This is a genomic window from Halomicrobium mukohataei DSM 12286 (assembly GCF_000023965.1).
GTDB lineage: Archaea > Halobacteriota > Halobacteria > Halobacteriales > Haloarculaceae > Halomicrobium > Halomicrobium mukohataei.
Window position 1 is genome coordinate 171,004 of the sequence record NC_013201.1, and the last position, 21,798, is coordinate 192,801.

Genomic DNA, 21,798 nt, shown 5'->3' on the forward strand with positions numbered 1-21,798 from the left:
CGGTTTTCCGAGCCAGAAAACCGTCACTGGGGACGGCGTGGTCACGCCGAGTACTGGCCGAACCGGCGCTGGCGTTCACTCCTTGTCTGTCTCCGTGTACGCGTCCAGGCCGCGCTGCTGTGGACCCGCTTCGGTCACCGTCGACGTGTCGTCCGACCCGTCCGGTGGCCGTGACTGCGAGGACAGTGACGCTCGTCGAGCGACCGCCGGCTCTTGGAGGGCCTGGCGGGCGGCCGGTTCGAGACGTTCGTAGCGCTCGATCGCACGCTGTCTGGCTGCCTCGTACTCGACGACGGGGTACGGATAGTCCGTGCCGATCTCGACGCCACACGCTTCCTGAACGTGGAGCGGTGTCTTTTCGGGGCGTGGCAGGTACTCGGCCGGGAGAGGAGCCAGTTCCGGGACGTACGTCGAGACGAACGTGCCGTCGGGATCGTTGTCACGCACCTGTTTGATCGGGTTGTAGATGCGCATGAGGTTCGTTCCGACCGTACCGGCCTGTGACTGCCACTGGGTGTAGTTTATCGCCGGATCGGCGTCGATCAGGTGGTAGTGATAGAAGTCCGCGCCGATCTGCCAGGGCTGCTGGAACAGGTCGGCGAAGACGCTCGCACACATCGCTCGCATCCGGAAGTTGAGCCACCCGGTCTCGACGAGACACCGCATGGACGCGTCGACCATGGGAAAGCCGGTGGTCCCCCGCTTCCAGGCAGTCACCAGCTCGGGGTCGTGTGACTCCGCCCGACACCCTCGCATTGCGGGGTTGACCGCCGTCGTCGTCCAGCCGCTCCAGTCTTCCAGTTTCTGGTGGTAGTGTTTGTTCCAGTAGAGCCTGGAGACGAACATCTCGCGGCCGGTACACGGCGGTGCGTTGTCCATCACGTACCGGTAGACTTCCCGTACCGACAGCGATCCGAACCGGAGGTGCGGCGAGAGCCCGCTGGTACCGGTCCGTGCGTCTGTCGGCGCGGAGATGTTGCCGGGATACTGCTCGATGTCTGCGACGAACTGTCGGAGTCGTCTGGCCCCCGCCGCTCGGCCGCCGGGTGGGACCGTCGTCTTCGCCGCGTGTACGTCGTACGTACGCTCGATATCGGCGACGGACACCGTCCCCGGCAGCGAGGCGAACGAAACGTCGGCCGGGTCCCAGGAGTGGGGCGACGACTCGAACCACGCCTCGACGCGGTCGCTCCACCCCGCACGCGGCCACGCCTGGTCTCGAACCAGCCCGTCACTGTCGACGAAGCGCACGTCACAGTGTGCCGCGGCCCGGTCGTCTCGCTGACGCCCGTAGCGTGCGGTCGGGTCGGCCGTCGCGACGATGTCCCAGCCGGCCGCTGCCAGAGCCGAGAGCACCGACAGCGGATCACCGTGGGCGTAGCTGAGCGTTCCCCCGACAGCCTCGTACAGTCGCCGGAGACTCTCGACGGACTCGTGGAGGAGGAGGAGTCTGGCGTCACAGGCGAGTCCGTCGTTACCGTAGAACTGCGGGTCGAAGACGAACAGCGGCAAGACGGTGTCGTACTCCTCGCCCGCGTACGAGAGCGCGCCGTGGTCGGTCGTCCGGAGATTGCGGCGGTGCCAGACGACACAGCCGTCCGTCGTCGTCGGCACGTCGTCGGCGTCGGGTGTCACCGCTGTCGGCCCGTCGCTCATCACCGACTCTCGGTACTGGAGCCGAATGCAACTGACGGTTCCGTAGGTGACAGAGAGCGGGTGCCGACGGAAACGCCGGCACACGGCCACCCCGACCGGCCGTTACAGCGCTCCCGCGAAGGTCAGCAGATCGATGGCGACGATGAAAAGCACCACGAGGATGGCAACGAGGATGATCATCTTGAGAAACCACGGCATCGACTGTTCACCAGTGCCCGTATCGCTCATACCTCACCGTCGGGGAGTCGACTACGTGAATCCTCCGTTGGCCCAGGACAACCGTCAGTCGACGGGGAGACCGAAAGAGACTGGCCCCTCGGGAAATCAGTGCAGCTAGATGCGGGAGTTCGTCTTCACACTGAACTACGCGAAGGGAGCCGATGCCGTGATGGACGTGTTCATCGACGCTCCCGAGATGCACGCGACGACGCTGATCTGTCCGATGACCGACCGCGAGTTCTGGCGGCTGGATCGTCTCAGCGGCGGCCAGGAGTCGGTCGAGCGAGCGGCCGGGCTGCTCACGAGCGACGAGTACGGCGGGTTCTCGATCAGCGACAGGCGCTGTGGCGGCGATCGCCACAGCGAGGTGCTCGCGTCCTCGGGCGGTCAGGCGACGGTGTACACACATATCGTCGACGCGAGCAGCTGTGACTCCGTCTCGCTGGTCGCGAACCGTTATCTGCCGGGTGCGGTCCTCATCGAAGTCACGCGGCGGGGGACAGAGGAGCGCTGGCGCGTCCTGATGCAGACCGACGAGCGGATCGGACTGCTCTACGATACGATCGGCGGGAAGCTCAGGGAAGGAATTACCTTCCGGTTCGAACACCTCGAAACGGTCACGACACCACCGGCGGACCCACTGGCTTCGCTGTCGCTGCGCCCCGAACAGCGCCGTGTGCTCGAACTCGCAGCGGAGATGGGATACTACGAGACGCCGCGGGAAACGACGCTAGAAGCGGTCGCGTCGCGGCTCGACGAGCCCCGCTCGACCGTCTCGTACCGACTCAGGCGAGCCGAGGCGGAACTGGTCGACGCCTTCCTCTCGTCGACGTGACGGCGTCTCGGTCTCGATCGAGAAGGTCGCAGATCAGACGGGCACCGGCGGAGCAGCCGGATTGAACGCCCCGTCTGCCAGCATCGAGTAAATCGGGAAGCCGTATGCGATAGCCACGAGGACGACGGCCACGACGACCCACAGCTTCATGTTGTCCAGCACGCGCGGACTGTCCGAGACCCCAGAGATCGGTTCGGGGAGGTGGCTGTCGACACGGAGCCGTCCGCGGCCACGCTCTGCGAGCCAGGTGCCAACCATCACGGTGACGAACAGCAGGGCACCGATCGTCAACAGCAGAGCGCCGGCCGCGATCTGCAGCCGCATCTCCGGGACCGATCCGAAGACCGCCTCGAAGGAGAACTGCTGGTACTGCGGCTCGGCGGTCCGGCGCGGGACGCCGGCCAGTCCCGCCCGATGCATCGCGTTGGACATCAGGGCCATCCCGATGAACCAGACGTAGGGCTGGATCTGTGCGAGACCGTAGAACTGGAGGCGCTTGCCCGTGACCTGTGGGTACAGCCAGTAGCTGATCGCCATCATCGTCAGCGCGCTGGCCGTCCCGACGGTGAGATGGAAGTGGCCCGGCACCCACAGCGTGTTGTGGATCAGCGAGTTGATGTTCATGCCCGCGTTGACGATCCCGGAGAACCCGCCCGCGGCGAACATCAGGCCGGCGAGCGCACACCCGGCGAAGGCCGGATTCGACCACGGCAGGGCGGTCATCCAGCGAAGGTAGCCCTTCCCGCCGCGCTGTCGAGCGCCGTACTCGATGCTCGCGACGGCGGTAAACGCGGTGAGGAAGCTCGGGAGCAACAGGAACATCGTGTTGGTCATCGCGACGAACTTGAACCCTTCCGCGATCCCGGGGTCCGCGTACTGGTGGTGGAATCCGACGGGCGTCGAGAGGATCAAGAAGAGGACGAACACGACGCGCGCGAGCGGGTCGCTGAACAGCCGGCCGCCGGCGAGCTTGGGCAGGATCGTGTACCACGCGAAGTACGCCGGCATGAGCCAGAAGTAGACGACCGGGTGGCCGAAGTACCAGAACAGCGTCCGAGTCAACAGCGGATCGACGCTGTCGATCAGCCCCAGCGAGAGCGGCAGGAGGAACACGAGCACCTCGACGGCGACCCCGATGGTAGCGATGTACCACATCAGCGTCGTCGTCAACACCATGAACGTCTGGAGTGGGATCCGCTCACCGCCGTTGTCACGCCGCCAGTGGACGTACAGGCGGATCCAGTCGGCTCCCGCGAGCCACGTGCCGACGAGCCACGCCGCCAGTCCAGCGTAGAACAGCGGATGGGCCTGCAGGGGCGCATAGAAGGTGTAGAGCACGTCTGCCTCGAACGGGATCTCGCCGACGAAGCCGCCGAAAATAGCCAGGGCGACCGCAGTGGCACCAACGAGCTGGAGCCCGAACCAGAACAGCGAGAAGCGCCGCGAGAGGAGGTCGCGGTCGAGACTCCGGGCGACGCCCCAGGAGAAGACCCCAGAGAGGAAGAAGATCGTAAAGAACAGCGCGAGCAAGACGCCGTGACCGGTCAGCACCGTGTAGTAGTCGACCGAGCTGATCACGCCCCGAAAGACGTTCGTTCGGTGCAGCGCCTGGACGATCCCGAGCACCGCACCGATCAACAGGGCGGTAAACGAGACGCCAAAGCACAGTCGCGTCACGCGTGCCGCGGTGGGATACTGGTCGACGAAGGCAACTCGATTGCCGGCAGTCAGCTCGGATTGTGCTCGGCTCTCGCTGGTCGGGTCGTCGTGTGCATGTGCCATCGTTACTGCACCTCACTCGTCTCGTTGAACTCCGACGGTGGGACCACCTGCAGTGATCCCTCCATCGTGTGGTGGCCGCTGCCACAGTACTCGTTACAGACGATGCCGTACTCCGCGGGCTCGTCGAACTCGGCCGTGACCATCGCCTTCTGTCCCGGAACAGTCATCGTATTGATATTCGTGCCGACGATCTCGAACCCGTGGAGGACGTCACGGCTGGTCACGTGGAACGTCACGGTACTGTTGGCTGGCACGCGGATTGGCTCGTTCGTTCCGGGGACGAACAGGAACCGCTGCGTTTCGACGTAGACGTCGTAGTGGCCGTCTTCGCTCCCGTTGTAGACACCGGGTTCGCGGACGTTCTCGCTCGCGGTGGGGTCGGTCCCGTCGACCTGTCCACCCTCCGCGTCGACCATCCCGTAGCCAGCACCGACGGCCCCGTAGGTCACCGTCGCGACGAACAGAGCGATCAACAGCAGCGATCCCACCAGCCAGATGCGTTCAAATCTGTGGACGTGCATAGTCACCCGATCACCGTTGGTCCGTTGTCGAGGAACTCGACGAAGTACATGAACAGCCAGGTCAGGGAGACGACGGCGAAGTAAAGAGCCAGCAACGTCGCCGTCCCGACGGGGTCGAACGCGTCGTGGTCGACCGACTCCGTCTCGGATTCGGCCACCGACGACTCGTACATCACCCCGGCTGCTCGCTGTGTGTCCGTTCGCTCGTCGCCGTGCGACTCGAACGACGTGTCGGGCTGATCGTGCCACCCGAACCGATAGCTGAGTAGTAGAATACCAGCGGTGACTCCGAGGCCGATCGCGGTCGTCAGAAGTAACATGCGACTCCCGCCGGAACCACCACCCGACGCTGTGGCCAGTGCTATTTGGAGACCCCTCATACTCGGTTGGCTTCGAGCGAACTGACATGTACTCTGGGTTGTCACAGGACAACTTCGGGAGGACGGCACCGTGGTCGACGGTTACGACCCCGCCTCGCTACCGACCGGACGGGTCGAGTTGAGCACGACGAGCAGGCTACTGGTCGCCATCGCCACGGCGGCAAACAGGGGGTTCAGGACACCGACGACGGCGAGTGGCAGCGCGATCCCGTTGTACAGGAACGCCCAGCCGAGGTTCTCGCGGATCCGTCGGCGGGTCCCTTCCGTCGTGGCGAACACCTCTGGCAGCGCGGCGAGAGAGTCGTCGGTGACGACCACGTCCGCCGCGTCGAACGCGAGCCGTGTGCCACTCTCGACGGTGATCCCGAGGTCAGCTGCCCCCAGTGCCGGCGCGTCGTTGCTCCCGTCGCCGACCATCGCCACGGTGCCGTCGACCCCCAGCCGATCGACGACCGCGGCCTTGGCCTCGGGCGGGACACCGGCGAAGACTTCGTCGACCGAGCGGTGGGACGCGAACTGTTCGGCTGCCGCCCGGTCGTCGCCCGTGATCACGACGACGCGGCGGTCGGCCGCGAGGCGATCGAGCACCGATTGCCACCCCTCGCGCACCTCGTCACCGACGACGACGGCACCGCGAACGCGCCCGTCCCAGCCGACGTAGCTCGCGATCGCGTCGTCACCGGCACCGTCGTAGGTGGCGGCCACGCCGCTGGGGACGGTCCAGTCCCGCGCCGCGAACAGCGACTCGTCGCCGACCAGCACGGTCCTGTCGCCGACTGTCGCCTGCACGCCCCGTCCGGGGATCGTCTCGAAGGCCGTGACGGGCTCGTCGGGCGGTGTCCCCGCCTCGGAGATCGCCTCCGCGACGGGGTGGGTCGCGAACTGTTCGACGGCGCTGGCGTACGCGAGGCTCTCGTCGTGGCCCACGACCGTCCGAACGGTCATCGATCCAGTGGTGAGGGTGCCCGTCTTGTCGAGCGCGACAGTCTCGACCGCCGGTGCCGTCTCCAGGGCTGTGTCGTCGGTGATCACGATGCCCGCGTCGAGAGCGTCTCGAATCCCAGCGGCGACGGCCATCGGCGTCGCCAGACCCAGTGCACAGGGACAGGAGACGACGAGGACGGTCAGGCCGGTCAACAGTGCCGCGGTCGCTCCAGTGCCCGCGAGCAGGTGGACGACCAGCGTCCCGACAGCCAGGACGAACACGAGCGGGACGAACACCGCCGCGATCCTGTCGACGAGGCGCTGTGCGCCGGGTGTCGCGCTCTGTACCTCCCACAGCGTCTCTGCGAGTCGGTCCACAGTGCTCGTCGGGTCCTCGTCAGCGCGGACGACGACCCCACCGTCCGTGACCGTCGTCCCGCCGAGAACCGCGTCCCCGGTGGCTTTCGAGACGGGCAGCGACTCGCCGGTGACCAGTGACTCGTCGACCGCGGCCGTGCCTTCGACGACCGTCCCGTCGACGGGGACCGGTTCGCCACCTTTGACTACCAGTTCGTCACCGCCGTCGACTGCCGACCGAGAAACCGACTCGATGCCGTCGGCCGTCCGGCGGCGTGCCGCGTCCGCTCGTTCGTCGGAGACCGTTGCGAGGCGGCCCATGGCCCGTCTGCGGACACGCTCCTGATAGTAGTCGCCGACGGTCACCGCGAGGACGACGACGACCGCCACGTCGAAGTACAGATCCGTCTGACCGAGCGCCATCGCGATCGTGCTGTAGACGTAGGCCGTCGCCGCCGCGATCGCCACGAGCAAGTCCATGTTCGGGTGGCCGACCCGCAGGCTCACGACCGCACCACGGAACAGCGGATAGCCGGTGTAGGCCACCACGACCGTCGCCATGACCCAGACGTTCGCGAACAGGAACCCACCCGCGGGACCGTCCAGGTCGACGAGCAGCGACGACGGCGCGACGCCCGTGTACACGGGATAGAGAAAGAGGACGTACCAGGCCATCACCATCATCCCGAAGAAGCCACCGACCATGAGACGACCGACGGTCTCTTGGGCGTCGTCGGCCGACGCCGCGCCCTCCTGGGTCGCGTCGTAGCCGTGCCCCGAGATGCGGTCCGCGATCGCGTCGGGTTCGGCCGTCGCCGGATCGAAGACGACACGGACCATCCCAGCGGTGTAGCTGGCCTCGGCGGCCCGAACGCCCGGAGCGTCGGTCGCGGTGGCTTCGAGGAAGGTCTCGCAGGTGGCACAGTGCATTCCGTCGACGTCGAAGTAGGCCCGATCGCCATCGACGGAGTCCACGTCTGGCCCGGTGTCGACGGCCGTCTGGGGATCGGCGTCGGCGGGCGCGTCGTCGAGCGTGCGGGCGACCGTCAGGCACCCCTGACAGCAGAAGGCACCGTCCACGTCCGGAGCGGTGTGGGGCGGATCGGGTGTCGGCAGGCCACAGAGAGTACACTCGCCCATAGTTATCCCAGTGGTTGGTAGATCGGAATGCTCGAATGCGGGAGGTGGATGCCCAGTAACATCGCACCGTGTGCCAGCGGGAGGTAGCCAAGCAGCAAGAACGTGACGCCGAGGACGCGGTGGAGCGGTCCCTGAAATCGCGGCGAGATCGACTGGAACGCGACGCCGTAGGCAAAGACGGTCGGCACCGTCGCCAGCCCCAGCACGGCGAGCGCGACGCCGCCACGGACCGGCGATCCCGTCGCGAAGGCGTACAGAAACGCGGGGTACAGCAACGGGCACGGGAGGACCCCGTGGGCCGCGCCGAGCGCGACGATCTGGGGGCCACGAACCCACCGCTCGATTCGGTCGAGCAACGCAGTACTCACCCGTTCGAAGACCGCCGGTGTCGGGGCGTGACCGAACAGTCCCCCAGTTCCCGTCAACAAGTAGTTCGCGCCGACGAGGAGGATGACACCGCCGATCACCAGACCGGCGACCGCGCGAACGTCGTTCGCGACGGCCGCGACCGCCGCAGCGTCGTACAGCAGCGCACCCAGCCCGCCGAACAGCACCCCGAGAACGGTGTAGCTCGCGGTCCGACCCAGATTAAACAGCAGGTGCTGGCGGATCGTCCGCCAGGTCGCCGGACCGTCTGTCCCCATCTGATCGGCGTAGACAGTCACCAGCGGTCCGCACATGCCCAGACAGTGCACACCACCAAGCAGCCCGACGAGCGCGAAGACGACCAGCTCGACCTGCCCAGAGAGGGCACCAGACACCTGCGGGACAGACATCGAGTCAGGCGAGGCCGCCGGGTAGACGCAGTTCGTCCGCCGAATCGAACATGATGCGGACGGCGACCACGATCAGGACAGTATTGAGGATCGCGAGCACCGCGACGGGCTCCAGCCAGATCACGAACGCGAGTGCCGACGGGATCGTGAGCAGTCCCACCAGCGGCAGCCACGAGAGCGGGATCCGTGTCATAGAGTCCAGTACACCACACCGGAAAGTAAATCAGAGGTTGTCTCTCGACAACTCCCGACAGAGCTGGTCTCGGGCAGTGGGCCCTTCGGATTGCCCGGATGCCCTGGAGTTATCACTGCTGGGAACGGAGGGACAGGCTTACTTTCGGGCGTTTTTTCTCTCTCGGTATGAAAGATTGGTCGAACACCTTCGGAGACGGCGGCCTCAACGCCCTCCTCGACGTCGACTCGCTCGTCGCCGCGTGTGGCATAGACGAGTCGGAAATCGAGTGGCGAAAGGAGTTCGTCGGCTTCGACGAGACCGACGAACAGCACCTCTCGGAGCTCGAAGAGCTGTTTCGGGCCCACACCGACGAGATCGCAGACGGCTTCTACGACAACCTGACCGATCACCAGCAGACCAGCGACGTGATCGGTCGGTCGGACAAGTCCCTCCAGCAGCTCAAAGAGACCCAGTCCGCGTATCTCGTGACCCTCGCCAGCGGAGAGTACGGAATGGACTACTTCCGCGACCGGGCACGGATCGGCAAGATCCACGATCTGCTCGAAATGCCGATGAAACACTACATCGGTCAGTACGGCGTCTACTACGACCTCATCTTCCCGCTCCTGTTCGACCGGATCGAGGAACGGCTCGTCGACCGACTGACAGACACAGCGGCTCTCGCGGGCGACGGCGGTCCCCAGGCGGTCGAGGCAGGAACCCGAGAGTCGGTCGAGGAGATCGTCGGCGAAGAACTGGATCGCGGCCTCGAAGAGATCCTCGCGGTGTTGCGGATCGTCAACCTCGACATGCAGGTCGTCGCCGACACGTACATCCACTCCTACAGTCAGGAGCTCGAACAGTCGATCGAAGAGCGCGAGCAGCTCATGACGGATATCGAACAGGACCTCGCAGATCCGATTCGGACGCTCCGTGACTCCGCCGAGGACGTCGCCACCAGCACCGACGAAATCAGCGACATCGCTCGCGAACAGGCAGGGACGACCGAAACCGTCGGCCGTGAGATCAGCAACGTCAGCGCGACCGTCGAGGAGATCGCCTCGACGGCCGACGAGGTCGCGGCCACGAGCGAGCGTGCCGAGCGACTCGCCGAGGACGGGCGGACCGCCGCCGCCGACGCGATCGAGGCGATGGAGCGAGTTCAGGAGTCGTCCGGAGACGTCGTCAGCGACGTGGACCGGCTGGAAGAGCGCGTCGCAGAGATCGACGAGATCGTGGACATGATCAACGACATCTCCGATCAGACGAACATGCTGGCGCTGAACGCCTCCATCGAGGCCGCCCGTGCCGGCGAGGCCGGCGACGGCTTCGCCGTCGTCGCAGACGAGGTCAAGAGCCTCGCCGAGGAATCTCGCACACACGCCAGCGAGATCGAGGAGATGGTCGAGGAGATCCAGGCCGACACCGAGAACGCAGTCGCCAGTCTCGAAGCGACCGCGCAGGACGTCGACCGCGGAATCGAGCGGGTCGAATCGGCGACCGAGACCCTCCAGGAGATCGTCGACGTCGTGGCCGAGGCCTCTCGTGGAATCCACGAGGTCTCGGACGCGACCGACGATCAGGCGGCCTCTGCAGAGGCGGTGGCGGGTATGGTGGACGAACTCGTCGACCAGGCCGACCAGGTCGCCGACGAGGTAGAGGCAGTCGCAGCCGCAAACGAAGAGCAAACGAAGACGATCCGCGAGATCAGCGAGACGGCGGAGCGACTCGGCGAGTGAGCGCCTCGGCGTGCGCGTACCGCCCGTGGTGTCGTTGAACATATTCGGCCCGTCCTGAAAGACATATCCCGGTCAATCCACTCCGGCCGAGTATGACCACCCACAGGAGTGAGCGCGTGCGCGTGCTCGCGGTGACGGCAGACCCCTCGTTCGCGAGTTCCTGTGAGCGCCACCTCGGCGAACACGACTCCCTCACCGTCACCACGGCGGGGACGGTCGGAGAGGCGATCGAACGACTCGCTGGCGACAGGGGTGTCGACTGCATCGTCAGCGACCACGATCTGCCCGACACGGACGGGCTCGCGTTTCTCGAATCGGTCCGGACGAAGTCACCGATGCTCCCGTTCGTGTTGTTCACCAGCGAAGGGACCGAAGAGATCGCCAGCCACGCGATCTCCGCCGACGTGACGGAGTATCTCGTCAAGGGGCGTCACGACGACCAGTGGGATCAGCTGGCGACGCTCGTCGTCGACGCGGTCGACTACCACCGTAGCCAGCAGGGCCTGTTCGATCCCGAGACGCGAGCTACTACGCTGTTAGACGCTGCAAACGACATGATCAGCGTCGTTCGCGACGGTCAGTGTAAGTACGTCAACGCGACCGGCCTCGATCTGCTGGCCCTCGACGACCGAGGTCAGGCCGCCGACCGTCCCATCGAGTCGTGGCTGTCGCCGCCCGACGGACGGGACCTCACCGCGTCGCTGGCTGCCGTACAGTCGGGCGACCAGCCAGTCGAGCAGTTCGAAGCGACCCTGACGACCAGCGAGGACCGAGAACTGTCGGTCGAAGTCACCGCGACGCGAGTCCGCTGGAGCGACGGCCCGGCGACCGTGCTGGTGGTGCGGGACATCGACGAACGGAGAGCCGACGAGCAGATGCTCCGACAGTTCCAGCGAGCCGTCGAGGCGGCCGGACACGCCATCTACATGACCGACCCGGACGGCACGATCACCTACGTCAACCCCGCCTTCGAGGAGATGACGGGATACGATAGCGACGACGTGCTCGGGAAGACGCCCGCGATCCTCTCCTCTGGCACGATGTCCGAGGAGTACTACGAGGACCTGTGGTCGACCATCACGAGCGGCGACGTGTGGGAAGAAGAGATCCGCGACCGCCGGCAGTCGGGAGCGCTGTACTACGCCCATCAGACGATCGCCCCCCTGACCGACGACGACGGTGAGGTGGTGTCGTACGTCGCGATTCAAAACGACACGACGGAACAGCGTCGGCGAGAGTCCCAGCTCCGGCAGTACGAGCACGCGATCGAGGGTGCGAGTGAACTGATCGCTGCGGTCGATTACCAGCAGCGGAATGGGGCTCTGGCTGGTCAAACGGATCGTGACCGCCGTCGACGGCACACTCCAGTTCGACGACGCCGAGCCACGAGGGAGCGCCGTCACACTCGTCCTCCCCGGCGGGAGCCGGGCAGAGTGAACAGCTCAGGGCCAGAGACCTCTGGCCTCGTGGGCCGCTGCGATGCGCTCCAGGGCGACGGTGTAGGCGGCGTCGCGCCACCGAACGTCTCGCTCGTCGAACGCGTCGCGAACGTCGCGCCACGCGGCGAGCATCTCGCTTTCGAGTTCGTCGTTGACGCGCTCTCTGGACCAGGAGCGGCGATTGATGTCCTGGAGCCACTCGAAGTACGACACCGTGACGCCGCCCGCGTTCGCGAGGATGTCGGGAATCACGGGGAGCGAGCGGTCGGCGAAGATCTCGTCTGCGGCGCTGGTCGTCGGTCCGTTGGCACCCTCGACGACGAGGTCGGCCCGCACGTCGGCGGCGTTCTCGGCCGTCAGGACGTTGCCGAGCGCGGCCGGAACGAGCACGTCGACGTCGAGTTCGAGTAGTTCGTCGTTGGTGATCGTGTGGGGGACCGACTGGCGCGTAACCGCCTCTGGCTCCTCGTCGTGGCTGGGAATCGAGTGGGTGTCGAGGCCGTCCGGATCGTAGATCGCGCCGTTGACGTCGCTGACGGCGACGACCGTCGCGCCCCAGTCGTCGAGGAGTCGGGCGGCGTTCGCGCCGACGCTGCCGTACCCCTGGATCGCGACCGTGGTCGCCGAGAGGTCCGTCTCGTAGTACTCGACGGCCTCGCGGGTGACGATCGCGACGCTCCGGCCAGGGGCCTCGTCGCGGCCGTAGCTCCCGCCGACGGCCGGCGGTTTCCCCGTCACGACGCCGGGCACCGTCTCGCCTTCCTGCATCGAGTAGGCGTCCATGAGCCAGGCCATCGTCTGTGGATCGGTGCCCATGTCCGGGGCCGGAATGTCCCTGTTCGGGCCGATACTGTCACGGATCTCCTCGGCGAATCGACGCGTGAGCCGCTCTTTCTCGGACGGGCTGAGTCGCTTGGGGTCGACTGCGATCCCGCCTTTCGCTCCGCCAAAGGGGATGTCCATGACCGCGCACTTCCAGGTCATCCACATCCCGAGGCCGACACACTCGTCTCTGGTCACTTCGGGGTGGTACCGGAGACCGCCCTTGTGAGGTCCACGGACGCTGTCGTGCTGGGCTCGATACCCCGTGAACACCTCGACAGAGCCGTCGTCACGCTCGATGGGGACGGTAACTTCCTGGACCTTCGTTGGGTGTTTGAGCCGCTCGACGATGGCGGGATCGATGTCGAGGTGGGCCGCGGCTCGGTAGAGCTGTCGGCGCGCCGTTTCGACGGCGGACTCCGGGTCCGACGCCGCTTCCGACTCGTCGCGGTCGGCCGCTACTGATTCTGAGGCCATCACTCGATCGGTGTCAGGCGGTTCCGTATCTCGCCGCCACACTCCGGGCAGGCGGTCGGCTTGTCCTCGGTGACGACGATCGTTCCACAGTCGAAGCACTCGTACGGCGTCTCTTCTTCGGGCTCCTGATTGACATCTCTCATGTAGGGTCACGAGTGCCATCGGCGGCACTCGGTTAAGGAGTATTAGGTGTTTTAGGGAGTATTCAGTGGTTCACTATCGAGGTGCATGGCGGTGGTCGTGGTTAACTATTGAACCTGCCAGACTCCAGGAGTCCGTATGCCTCGAACACCGCCGTGAACAGCTTCTGCTGGACGGCTCTGACGTGCTGGTAGAACGCGGGTGGGGAGATGTCGAGCATCGCCGCGAGTTCCTTGCCGTTGGTCTCTCGGGGCGACTCGAAGAACCCGCTGTAGTAGGCTGTCTGGACCACTTCCAGTTGCCGCTCGGTCATCTCGTCGAGGACGGTCGAGCGAACGTCGTGCTGTGTGGGTCGCTCGACGCTCCGTCTGGAGCGGAGTTCGACGTTGGACACCGTCTGGCCGATCAGTTCCGTGATCTCCCGCACGGTGATGCGCTCTGGCACGTCGACACGGAGCTCGGTGCCCCCCTGACTGGCGGTGACCTCCCGGAGGAGCGCGCCGTGGTCGGCCAGCTCCTGTGCGAGAAAGCGCGCCACGACGAGCCGCACGACGCCGCCGTTCTCGTCGGCGCTGACCACCTGCACCTCGTCGACCGCCGCCATCTCGGTGGCGTGGTCGACGACGGCGTCGACCGGCGCACCCTCGACGGTGAGAAAGAGGGCGCTACCCGCGTCGGTCTGTCGGATGCCGCCCTGATAGCTGACCGTACACTCCGCCTGGTCGGCGAGCCGCGAGAGGAGGAAGGTCGGATCGTCGACCGCGAACTCGACGCGGGTGACAGACGGCGTGAGGAGCGCGTTCTTCCGTTCGAGAGCGCTGAGCGCCGACGCGATCGTTTCGCCGAGTTCGGCGAGCACCGCCCGCGCCGTCTCGTCGAAGGCGTCCTTCGAGTCGGCGTAGACCGAGAGGACGCCGTGGCTGAGGTCGTTGTACACGAGCGGAATGCTCAGGACGGACGTGAAATCGCGCCGGAGCGCCTCCGTTCGCCAGGGCTCGTCTCGCAGTCCGGCCGCGACGTTCGTCTCCAGAGTCACGGTGTCCGTCGCCGCGGCCTGGCCGGACGGTTCGGCGTCGGACGCGCCGACGGCGAACGACTGGCAGTCGAGATACCCCTGCTCGTCGCCGGCCCAGGCCCGCGGTTCGAGGACCTCGTGTGCGGGGTCGACGGAGCCGATCCACGCGAAGCTGAACCGGTCGCCGTCGGTCAGTCGCTCACAGACCGCCCGGTCGATCTCCTCGCGGGTCTCCGCTCGCACGATCGTCCGCCCGATCTCGCGGATCGTGTCGTTGATGCGGTTCAGCGCCGACAGCTGCTCGTTCTGGCGCTGGAGTTGCCGATCTCGCTCGCGGAGCTGTGCCTCGCGGGCCACGCGGTCGAGTGCGGCCTCGGTGGTCGCAGCGAACAGGTCCGACAGCTCTCGGGTCACGTCGTCGAAGGCACCGACCTCGGGCGAGGCGGCGACGAACACGCCGTGGTCACCCAGCGGGATGTAGGTCGTCCCGCGAAACTCCGTCGCCCGGTTGTCCAGTCGGTCCGCGTGGTGAACGTCGTCGAAAAACAGCGTGTCGTCCGCGACGAAGCTGTGTCCCGGCAGCGTCTCGTCGTCGACCGCGACCGTCGGGAGCGGCCCGTGTAGCTCTGTCGCCGACGGCGAGTACGCCGCCGGCCGGAGTTCGTTGGCCGCGTCGTCGAACAGGTACACCGCGACGGCGTCGACGCCGAGGACTGCCGGGGCGTCGTCGACGACGCGCTGTGCGATCTCCTGGTGGGTCTCCGCGTAGAGGAACCGCCGTGCAGTCCCGTGCAGCGCGGCCAGCGCGTCCTCGCGGCGCTTGCGTTTGGTGATGTCCCGACAGCTGTAGAGGAGCGTCCCGTCCTGGATCGACACCTCCCGGACGTTGACCAGGAGCGTGTGTTCGCGTCCGGCCTTGTCCGTGGCCGTACACTCGATGTTCTTGCAGACGCCACGCCGAGCCAGCTCCTCGCGGTCGAAGAGGTCCTCCCCCAGCAGCTCCTCGATGGGCTTTTGCTCGCGGATCTCCGCGGCCGTGTAGCCGAAGATGAAGTGGACGTTCGGGCAGACGTACGTGTACTCCCCGTCCTCGTCGGTCATGAGGACGGTGTCGGTCATGTTGTTCAGCGTCACTCGGTGGAGTTCCTCGGATCGGCGAAGGTCGCGTTCGAGTTCGACCCGGTCCGTGATGTCGACGGCCTCGACGACGATCGAATCGACGCTGCCGCCGTCGTCGACCGGCCGGACCGACAGGTCGAACACTCGCGACGGCCCGTCGATCGCCGCCAGCGTGACGACGGCGTGGGCGAACGCCCCGTCGACGCCACGCTCCACGAGGCGTCGCACGTCGGCCCTGGTGCGTTCGTCGCCCGACAGCCACGGGAGCGTCCAGAACGGGCCACCCGTCTGTGCCGACGCCGCGTCGTCGCCGATCTCGCGAGCGGTCTGGTTCGCTCGCACGAGCGAGCCGTCGGGGTCGAGCACCCACGTCGCGGTCCGCGCGTCCGCGAACATCGCCTCGAACTGGCGTGCCCGTCGCTCGTGACCGTCGCGGTCCGGCGTCGCTTCCAGTACCCCCCTCGTCCGGTCGAGGAGCACGTCGCTCGGTCGGTCGGCCGCTTCGTCGATCACGACGTAGTCGTCGACGCCAGCGGCGATCGCGTCGCTGGCTGCCGATTCGCTGCCGTCGGCCGCACCGACGACGACCGGGAGCGTCGGGGCCACGTCGCGAACGTCTCCCAGGAGGGCGACCCCGGTCGAGTCGGGGAGGTCGTACGCCGTGACCAGACAGTCCGGCGACTGCTCGGCGACCAGCGTGAGCGCCGCGTCGGCGGTGTCGGCCCGCAGGAGCGTCGTCCGCTCGTCGAACGCGGTCGCAGCGTCGTCGACCCACTCCGAGGACCCGACCAGCAGAATGCGTGCAGACGCGAGTGAGTCCAGAGCCATCAGCGACCGGCGAGTGAGTCGCAGGCCGTTTCGTCGTGGCGGGACGAGAGAGAGCGTCGGCGACGAACGTCGCGCGTACGTGACGTGGACATGGATGGTTGACAATTGAACCCCGGAGACAAAACGCTACGGTCCGTGGCCTACTGGGAGCTGTCTCACCGTCGGAACGACCGCTGTACCAGACGGCAGACAGCGCGAGTAGCCCGACCAGCCAGCGTGCTGGGACACGCGCTCGACGACCACGGTCGAGGTGCGCGCCGAACCGGATAGCGGTCGTACGGACGGTTGTCGGAATGTACCGGTGGGCGTCGCCACGGGGTAGACGCTCACCGGTAAGCAACGACAACGTTCCGTATCAGACGTTGCCGTTGATGATGTCGGCGAGGCGCTGTCGATCGAACAGTTCGTCCTCGGTGAACGCCTCGGGGAAGTAGCCGGTCGCGTAGCGCTCGATCATGAAGAGGTTGTGAAGCGGCCCCGCATAGATCGGACCGCCACGGAACACCCGCCCCTCCTGAACGGCGGTCAGCTGGCTGCCGACCGGATGGTCCTGCATGTACGAGAGGATCGTGTCCTCGAATTCCTCGCGGCTCTTGCCCCGCTTGTGATAGCGCAACAGCAGCGAGTCGGGATCGATCTCCAGCAGTGTTTCGTAGTCGATGGTCCCCCTGTCGGTCGTGGAGAGCCCGTCGACGCCGCTCCCCGCGAACGCATCCGACAACCCCAGCGTGTGGTAGTGCTCCTTGTTCGCACCGTTGCCCGACAGCCGATACGGCGAGAACTCTTCGGGCTCTTCGCCGGCAAAGACGAGCGCGGCGTTTGGCCGCTCGTCGGGGGCGGGGAGACGCGACTGGACCGTCGCGACCAGTTCGTCGTGCATCGACCGGATCGCTTCGAACCGGTCGCGCTCCTGAAACACCTCGGCGACCTTCTCGAAGGCCTCGTACAGCGAGTAGTACCGGTAGTCGTGCCACGAGTCCGTCCGCCGGAAGATGACGTTGCCGATGAAGGGGGCGACGTTGCTTCGGATCTCTTCGAGATCCTGCTGATCCCAGGCCTGAAACCAGTCGGTGACCGCGGAGGGATCCATGAGATGGAGGTCGGCGTCGATGTCGTAGAACGTCTCCTTGGAGATCCCGTCGTTCCAGATCTGCGTGAGCGAGTCGAGGTCGATCGAAACGCCGTCGAGCTCCTCGTAGTGGCGTGTCTTGTACCGACCCTGGTACCAGATCGACTGGGCGGCATCACCGTGGCCAAGCGCCACCATCATGTCGATGTAGTCGGCGGTGAACGGTGCGACTCTCTCCGGGACGCCGTCGAATTCGAGCGTGCCGACCGGTTCCATCGTGACAGAGTAGCGCTCTGTCTCCGGTGTCGACGTTTCCGTCGGCGTCGATGCCGTGGGAGTGCTCGACTGTGTCGGTGTCGCTTCGGAACCGGACTGCTCACTGCAACCGGCGAGGAGTCCGCCGGCAACGACTGCGCTGCCGTATTTCATGTATTCGCGCCGCGTCGGTACGTCGGACTGTGTCTCGTCGTCGTCCATGAGTTTTAGGCCAGCCTAATAACACAAAAGAATTTCTATCCTTAGGTGTACCTAAAAATAGTGAAGGTCAGACGAGAAGCTGGATGTCGGCGTCGGCCATGTCCTGCAGTGCCGTCGCAGCGCCGACGCCGGTCGTGACGCCGTCGTAGAACTCCGATTCGTCGTAGCCCATCAGTTCGATCGTCATCTGGCAGGCCTGGAACTCCACGCCCATGTCGAGGCTCGTCTCGACGAGTTCCTCGATGGTGGCGGTGTCGTTGTCCGCGATCCTCTTTTCCATCATCTTCGTCGTGACGCGGTCCATGCCGGGGAGCGCGGCGACGGCGTTCGGGACGGGCATGTTGGGGTTGCCCACGGAGCTGAGCTTGAGGTCTTTCGAGCGCTCCTCGTGGAGGATCTCCAGCCCCCAGAACGTGTGAAAGACCGTCACCTCGTAGCCGAAGGCGGCGGCGGTGCTGGCGAGGATGAGCGGCGGGTACGCCATGTCCAGCGTCCCCTTGGTGGCGATGATGCTCATCTTCTTGCCGTCGTCCTCGCTGGTGGCCTCGGCGAGCTCGTCTTCCAGTTCGTCGACGCGCGCGGCGAGCTCCGCACGAGAGGGCGTCTCGTCGCCGGGCGCGTCTGGCGTGTCCGTGCTCATCGTCACTCCGTCTTGCGGACGTAGTGTCTGTACACGTCGTCGCCTTCCTCCTGGTCGAGCAGCTCGACGCCCTCGGTTCCGGAGGCCCAGCCGTCGATGTCGCTCATGCTGCCGGCGTCGGTCGCGAGCACTTCGAGGACGGCGTCCTCGGAGAGGTCGTCGATGGCGGACTTCGTTTTCACCACTGGCATGGGACACGATGCACCTTTCACGTCGAGCGTCTCCGCGATGTCGAATTCAGCACTCATAGTGTATCTGCTCCGTTGAGTCGTATTGGAGCTATCGCACAATATCGTCTTCGGGGTTAAAAGAATGTTGGTTATTGTGTGTACTGCAACATTCCACACAGTCGAATATAGACGATAATGTCCTCAAAGTGCCTTTAGAGGATTTTAGAGATCTCCTCCTCTCTTACCCAGACCACTGTATTGTGTAGTTAGTGAAATTCTTTGCAAACCCTTTTCTGCATCGACCCAGTAGCTGGGGGTGTACGACATGAACGCCGAAGACTTCCCGACTCCCGACGCCGACGTTGCGAGCGTCGCGCCGGAGACGCTGAAGGATCGAATCGACGACGGAGAGAGCGTGACGCTGCTCGACGCGCGGATGAGCACGGAGTACGAGAAGTGGCACGTCGACGGCGAGAACGTCACGTCGATCAACGTCCCCTACTTCGAGTTCCTCGACGACGAGATCGACGAGAGCGTGCTCGACCGGATCCCCGACGACCGCGAAGTGACAGTCCTCTGTGCGAAGGGCGGTGCCAGCGAGTACGTCGCGGGCACGCTCGTCGAGCAGGGCTACGACGTGGACCACCTCGAAGACGGGATGAACGGCTGGGCGAGCATCTACGAGGCCGTCGAGGTCCAGCGCTACGACGGGGCGGGAACGCTACTCCAGTACCAGCGACCCTCCACGGGCTGTCTGGGCTATCTGCTCTACGACGACGGGGAGGCGGCGGTCATCGACCCGCTGCGGGCGTTCACCGACCGCTATCTCGCGGACGCCGCAGAACTCCGTTCCGCGAGCCCTGCCTCGCAGGCTCGGCAGGACGAGGACTTCGGCGTCGACCTGCAGTACGCGCTGGACACCCACGTCCACGCCGACCACATCTCGGGCGTGCGCGCCCTCGACGACGAGGGTGTCGAGGGCGTCATTCCCGAGGCGGCCGTCGACCGCGGCGTCACGTACGCCGCGGACGGAAGTTCCGCGAGCCCTGCCTCGCAGGCTCGGCAGGACGCAGACGCCCTCACCACGGCCGCGGACGGCGACACCTTCCAGGTCGGCGACGCCACCATCGAGGCCGTCCACACGCCCGGCCACACGACCGGGATGACCTCGTATCTGATCGACGACAGCCTGCTCGCGACCGGCGACGGACTGTTCATCGAGAGCGTCGCCCGCCCCGACCTCGAAGAGGGCGACGACGGCGCGCCCGACGCCGCGCGCACGCTCTACGAGTCGCTACAGGAGCGCGTGCTGACGCTGCCCGACGACACGCTGATCGGCGGAGCCCACTTCAGCGACGCCGCCGAACCCGCCGACGACGGCACCTACACCGCCCCAATCGGCGAGCTCGTCGCGGAGATGGACGCGCTCACGATGGACGAAGAGGCGTTCGTCGACCTGATCCTCTCGGACATGCCGCCGCGGCCGGCCAACTACGAGGAGATCATCGCGACGAACCTCGGCCAGAACGCCGTCGACGACGAGAAGGCGTTCACGCTCGAACTCGGCCCGAACAACTGCGCCGCGAGCCAGGGCTCGCTGGCGGATGACTGAGGAGGGCGATGATGACTGATCCACTCGCGCTTCAGGTGACCGCCGAGCTGTTTCCAAACGGGATCGGCCGCTACGCCGTCGGTGGACTGCTCGTCGGCCTCGGCGCGGTCGTGATCTACGTCGGGACCGGCATTCCGGCCGGGGCGAGTACGTTCTTGGAGTCGACGCTGTCGTACGTCTCCGACCAGTCGCGGTTCCAGCAGTACGTGGGCTCGCGGGACTGGCGCGTGGTGTTCACGCTCGGGATCGTCCTAGGCGGACTGGCGTTCGCCGCGACCGTCCAGTCCGGTCTGGTGTCGACGGCGCTCTACCAGACGGGGACGACCGGGCAGCTGTACGAAGTCGGCGGCGTGACGCTCTGGACGACGAACGTCCAGCCGTGGCGGCTGTTCGTCGGCGGCGTCCTCGTCGGCATCGGCACCCGCGTCGGCAAGGGATGTACCTCGGGCCACGGCGTCTGTGGCGTCGGGTCGGCGTCGAAGACCTCGCTCGTCGGCGTCGCCACCTTCCTGACGGTGGCGATCGGGACGGCACAGGTCGTCGCCGCGCTGGGGGTGAGCCCGTGATGTGCGAGACGCGAGCGCAGCGAGGCGCGACCGGAGGGAGCGACACGTGGGCAGCGAGGCCGACCAGCGAGAGGCCTCGACGGACGCGAACGGGAGCGAACGGAGGGAGCGACACGTGGGCAGCGAGGCCGACCAGCGAGAGGCCTCGACGGACGCGAACGGGAGCGAACGGAGGGAGCGACACGTGGGCAGCGAGGCCGACCAGCGAGAGGCCTCGACGGACGCGAACGGGAGCGAACGGAGGGAGCGACACGTGGGCAGCGAGGCCGACCAGCGAGAGGCCTCGACGGACGCGAACGGGAGCGAACGGAGGGAGCGACACGTGGGCAGCGAGGCCGACCAGCGAGAGGCCTCGACAGACGCGAACGGGAGCGAACGGAGGGAGCGACACGTGGGCAGCGAGGCCGACCAGCGAGAGGCCTCGACAGACGCGAACGGGAGCGAACGGAGGGAGCGACACGTGAGCGACGACCGACATCCGCTGTTCGAGCCGCTGATCTTCGTCGGCGGCCTGATCTTCGGGTTCGGACTCGGGTTCAGTCAGATGGCGCGTCCGGAAGTGGTGCTGAACTTCCTCCAGTTCGAGGACTTCGGACTGCTGTTCGTCATGTTCGGCGCGGCCGTCGTCTCCGGGATCGCGTTCGCAGTGATGCCCCGGATTCGGAACGTGGCACCCCTGACGGGCGACCGCTACGAGCGTCGGCTGAAGCCGTTCGACCGGAACGTCCTCGTCGGCGGAGCCATCTTCGGCGTCGGCTGGGGACTCTCGGGCATCTGTCCGGGTGCCGCGTACGCGAGCCTCGGCGTCGGCAACGTCACGATCCTCTGGGCGCTGGCCGGGATGTTCCTGGGCGCGTACGCTCAGGGGTACTGGCGGAGTCAGAATCGAGCGCGTGACACCGCCACCGGCGCGGACTAG

General features: G+C 66.2%; 19 protein-coding genes and 1 pseudogene. 6 read left to right on the forward strand and 14 right to left on the reverse strand.

Features of this window, described 5'->3' with window-relative positions; all coding sequences use genetic code 11:
* Nucleotides 1-75 precede the first annotated feature (75 nt).
* Together HMUK_RS16250 and HMUK_RS18065 are read right to left on the reverse strand one after the other, a co-directional pair.
* Nucleotides 76-1,656: an FAD-binding domain-containing protein gene (locus tag HMUK_RS16250; RefSeq protein WP_012807532.1), complete on the reverse strand. Its 1,581-nt coding sequence runs from the start codon at nt 1,654-1,656 to the stop codon at nt 76-78.
* Nucleotides 1,657-1,758: 102 nt separating this feature from the next.
* The gene (locus HMUK_RS18065; RefSeq protein ID WP_012807533.1) at nt 1,759-1,884 is read right to left on the reverse strand and encodes a hypothetical protein; all 126 of its coding nucleotides are present in this window, start codon (nt 1,882-1,884) and stop codon (nt 1,759-1,761) included.
* Between the two features lie 109 nt (nt 1,885-1,993).
* On the opposite strand from HMUK_RS18065, the gene HMUK_RS16255 reads away from it, so the two are divergent.
* Nucleotides 1,994-2,710: a helix-turn-helix domain-containing protein gene (locus tag HMUK_RS16255; protein ID WP_012807534.1), complete on the forward strand. Its 717-nt coding sequence runs from the start codon at nt 1,994-1,996 to the stop codon at nt 2,708-2,710.
* A gap of 33 nt (nt 2,711-2,743) precedes the next feature.
* Here the strand turns inward: HMUK_RS16255 and HMUK_RS16260 are convergent, their stop codons facing one another.
* The 6 genes from HMUK_RS16260 to HMUK_RS16285 form a co-directional block, all read right to left on the reverse strand.
* Nucleotides 2,744-4,492, reverse strand: coding sequence for a b(o/a)3-type cytochrome-c oxidase subunit 1 (locus HMUK_RS16260; RefSeq protein ID WP_012807535.1), 1,749 nt, complete (start codon nt 4,490-4,492; stop codon nt 2,744-2,746).
* A 2-nt stretch (nt 4,493-4,494) separates the two neighbouring features.
* Nucleotides 4,495-5,013, reverse strand: coding sequence for a cupredoxin domain-containing protein (locus HMUK_RS16265; RefSeq protein ID WP_012807536.1), 519 nt, complete (start codon nt 5,011-5,013; stop codon nt 4,495-4,497).
* A gap of 2 nt (nt 5,014-5,015) precedes the next feature.
* Nucleotides 5,016-5,333, reverse strand: coding sequence for a hypothetical protein (locus HMUK_RS18095; protein WP_012807537.1), 318 nt, complete (start codon nt 5,331-5,333; stop codon nt 5,016-5,018).
* Between the two features lie 141 nt (nt 5,334-5,474).
* Nucleotides 5,475-7,814, reverse strand: coding sequence for a heavy metal translocating P-type ATPase (locus HMUK_RS16275; RefSeq protein ID WP_012807538.1), 2,340 nt, complete (start codon nt 7,812-7,814; stop codon nt 5,475-5,477).
* A 2-nt stretch (nt 7,815-7,816) separates the two neighbouring features.
* Nucleotides 7,817-8,590 carry a sulfite exporter TauE/SafE family protein gene (locus HMUK_RS16280; RefSeq protein WP_012807539.1) on the reverse strand — a complete coding sequence of 258 codons (774 nt, stop codon included), beginning with the start codon at nt 8,588-8,590 and terminating at the stop codon, nt 7,817-7,819.
* A 4-nt stretch (nt 8,591-8,594) separates the two neighbouring features.
* The gene (locus HMUK_RS16285) at nt 8,595-8,783 is read right to left on the reverse strand and encodes a hypothetical protein (RefSeq protein WP_012807540.1); all 189 of its coding nucleotides are present in this window, start codon (nt 8,781-8,783) and stop codon (nt 8,595-8,597) included.
* Nucleotides 8,784-8,950: 167 nt separating this feature from the next.
* Here HMUK_RS16285 and HMUK_RS16290 point away from each other — a divergent pair, with 167 nt between their 5' ends.
* Both HMUK_RS16290 and HMUK_RS17975 read left to right on the forward strand, forming a co-directional pair.
* A complete protein-coding gene (locus tag HMUK_RS16290; RefSeq protein WP_012807541.1) occupies nt 8,951-10,504 on the forward strand; it encodes a globin-coupled sensor protein in 1,554 nt (517 codons plus the stop codon).
* A 92-nt stretch (nt 10,505-10,596) separates the two neighbouring features.
* A pseudogene (locus HMUK_RS17975) lies at nt 10,597-11,739 on the forward strand (PAS domain-containing protein); the annotation flags it as partial.
* 207 nt (nt 11,740-11,946) lie between these two features.
* Here HMUK_RS17975 and gdhB read toward each other — a convergent pair.
* The 6 genes from gdhB to HMUK_RS16315 all read right to left on the reverse strand — a co-directional run bounded on the left by gdhB (nt 11,947) and on the right by HMUK_RS16315 (nt 18,779).
* Nucleotides 11,947-13,242, reverse strand: a complete 1,296-nt coding sequence (gdhB, locus tag HMUK_RS17980) for a glutamate dehydrogenase GdhB (protein WP_012807542.1) — start codon at nt 13,240-13,242, stop codon at nt 11,947-11,949.
* On the reverse strand, nt 13,242-13,385 hold the full coding sequence (locus tag HMUK_RS17370; protein ID WP_012807543.1) for a rubrerythrin-like domain-containing protein: 144 nt from the start codon (nt 13,383-13,385) through the stop codon (nt 13,242-13,244). The genes gdhB and HMUK_RS17370 overlap by 1 nt, the downstream gene beginning before the upstream one ends.
* Before the next feature lie 101 nt (nt 13,386-13,486).
* Complete coding sequence (locus HMUK_RS16300; RefSeq protein WP_012807544.1) at nt 13,487-16,345, reverse strand: bacterio-opsin activator domain-containing protein; 2,859 nt, start codon at nt 16,343-16,345, stop codon at nt 13,487-13,489.
* A 355-nt stretch (nt 16,346-16,700) separates the two neighbouring features.
* Nucleotides 16,701-17,891: an ABC transporter substrate-binding protein gene (locus tag HMUK_RS16305; protein ID WP_015764167.1), complete on the reverse strand. Its 1,191-nt coding sequence runs from the start codon at nt 17,889-17,891 to the stop codon at nt 16,701-16,703.
* A 67-nt stretch (nt 17,892-17,958) separates the two neighbouring features.
* Nucleotides 17,959-18,531 carry a DsrE/DsrF/DrsH-like family protein gene (locus HMUK_RS16310; protein ID WP_015764168.1) on the reverse strand — a complete coding sequence of 191 codons (573 nt, stop codon included), beginning with the start codon at nt 18,529-18,531 and terminating at the stop codon, nt 17,959-17,961.
* 2 nt (nt 18,532-18,533) lie between these two features.
* A complete protein-coding gene (locus tag HMUK_RS16315; RefSeq protein WP_015764169.1) occupies nt 18,534-18,779 on the reverse strand; it encodes a sulfurtransferase TusA family protein in 246 nt (81 codons plus the stop codon).
* A gap of 247 nt (nt 18,780-19,026) precedes the next feature.
* Here HMUK_RS16315 and HMUK_RS16320 point away from each other — a divergent pair, with 247 nt between their 5' ends.
* The 3 genes from HMUK_RS16320 (at nt 19,027) to HMUK_RS16330 (ending at nt 21,798) form a co-directional block, all read left to right on the forward strand.
* Nucleotides 19,027-20,313: an MBL fold metallo-hydrolase gene (locus HMUK_RS16320; protein WP_015764170.1), complete on the forward strand. Its 1,287-nt coding sequence runs from the start codon at nt 19,027-19,029 to the stop codon at nt 20,311-20,313.
* Nucleotides 20,314-20,321: 8 nt separating this feature from the next.
* A complete protein-coding gene (locus HMUK_RS16325) occupies nt 20,322-20,879 on the forward strand; it encodes a YeeE/YedE family protein (RefSeq protein WP_049940918.1) in 558 nt (185 codons plus the stop codon).
* 460 nt (nt 20,880-21,339) lie between these two features.
* Nucleotides 21,340-21,798 (forward strand): YeeE/YedE family protein, encoded by a 459-nt coding sequence (locus HMUK_RS16330; protein WP_049940923.1) that lies wholly within the window; start codon nt 21,340-21,342, stop codon nt 21,796-21,798.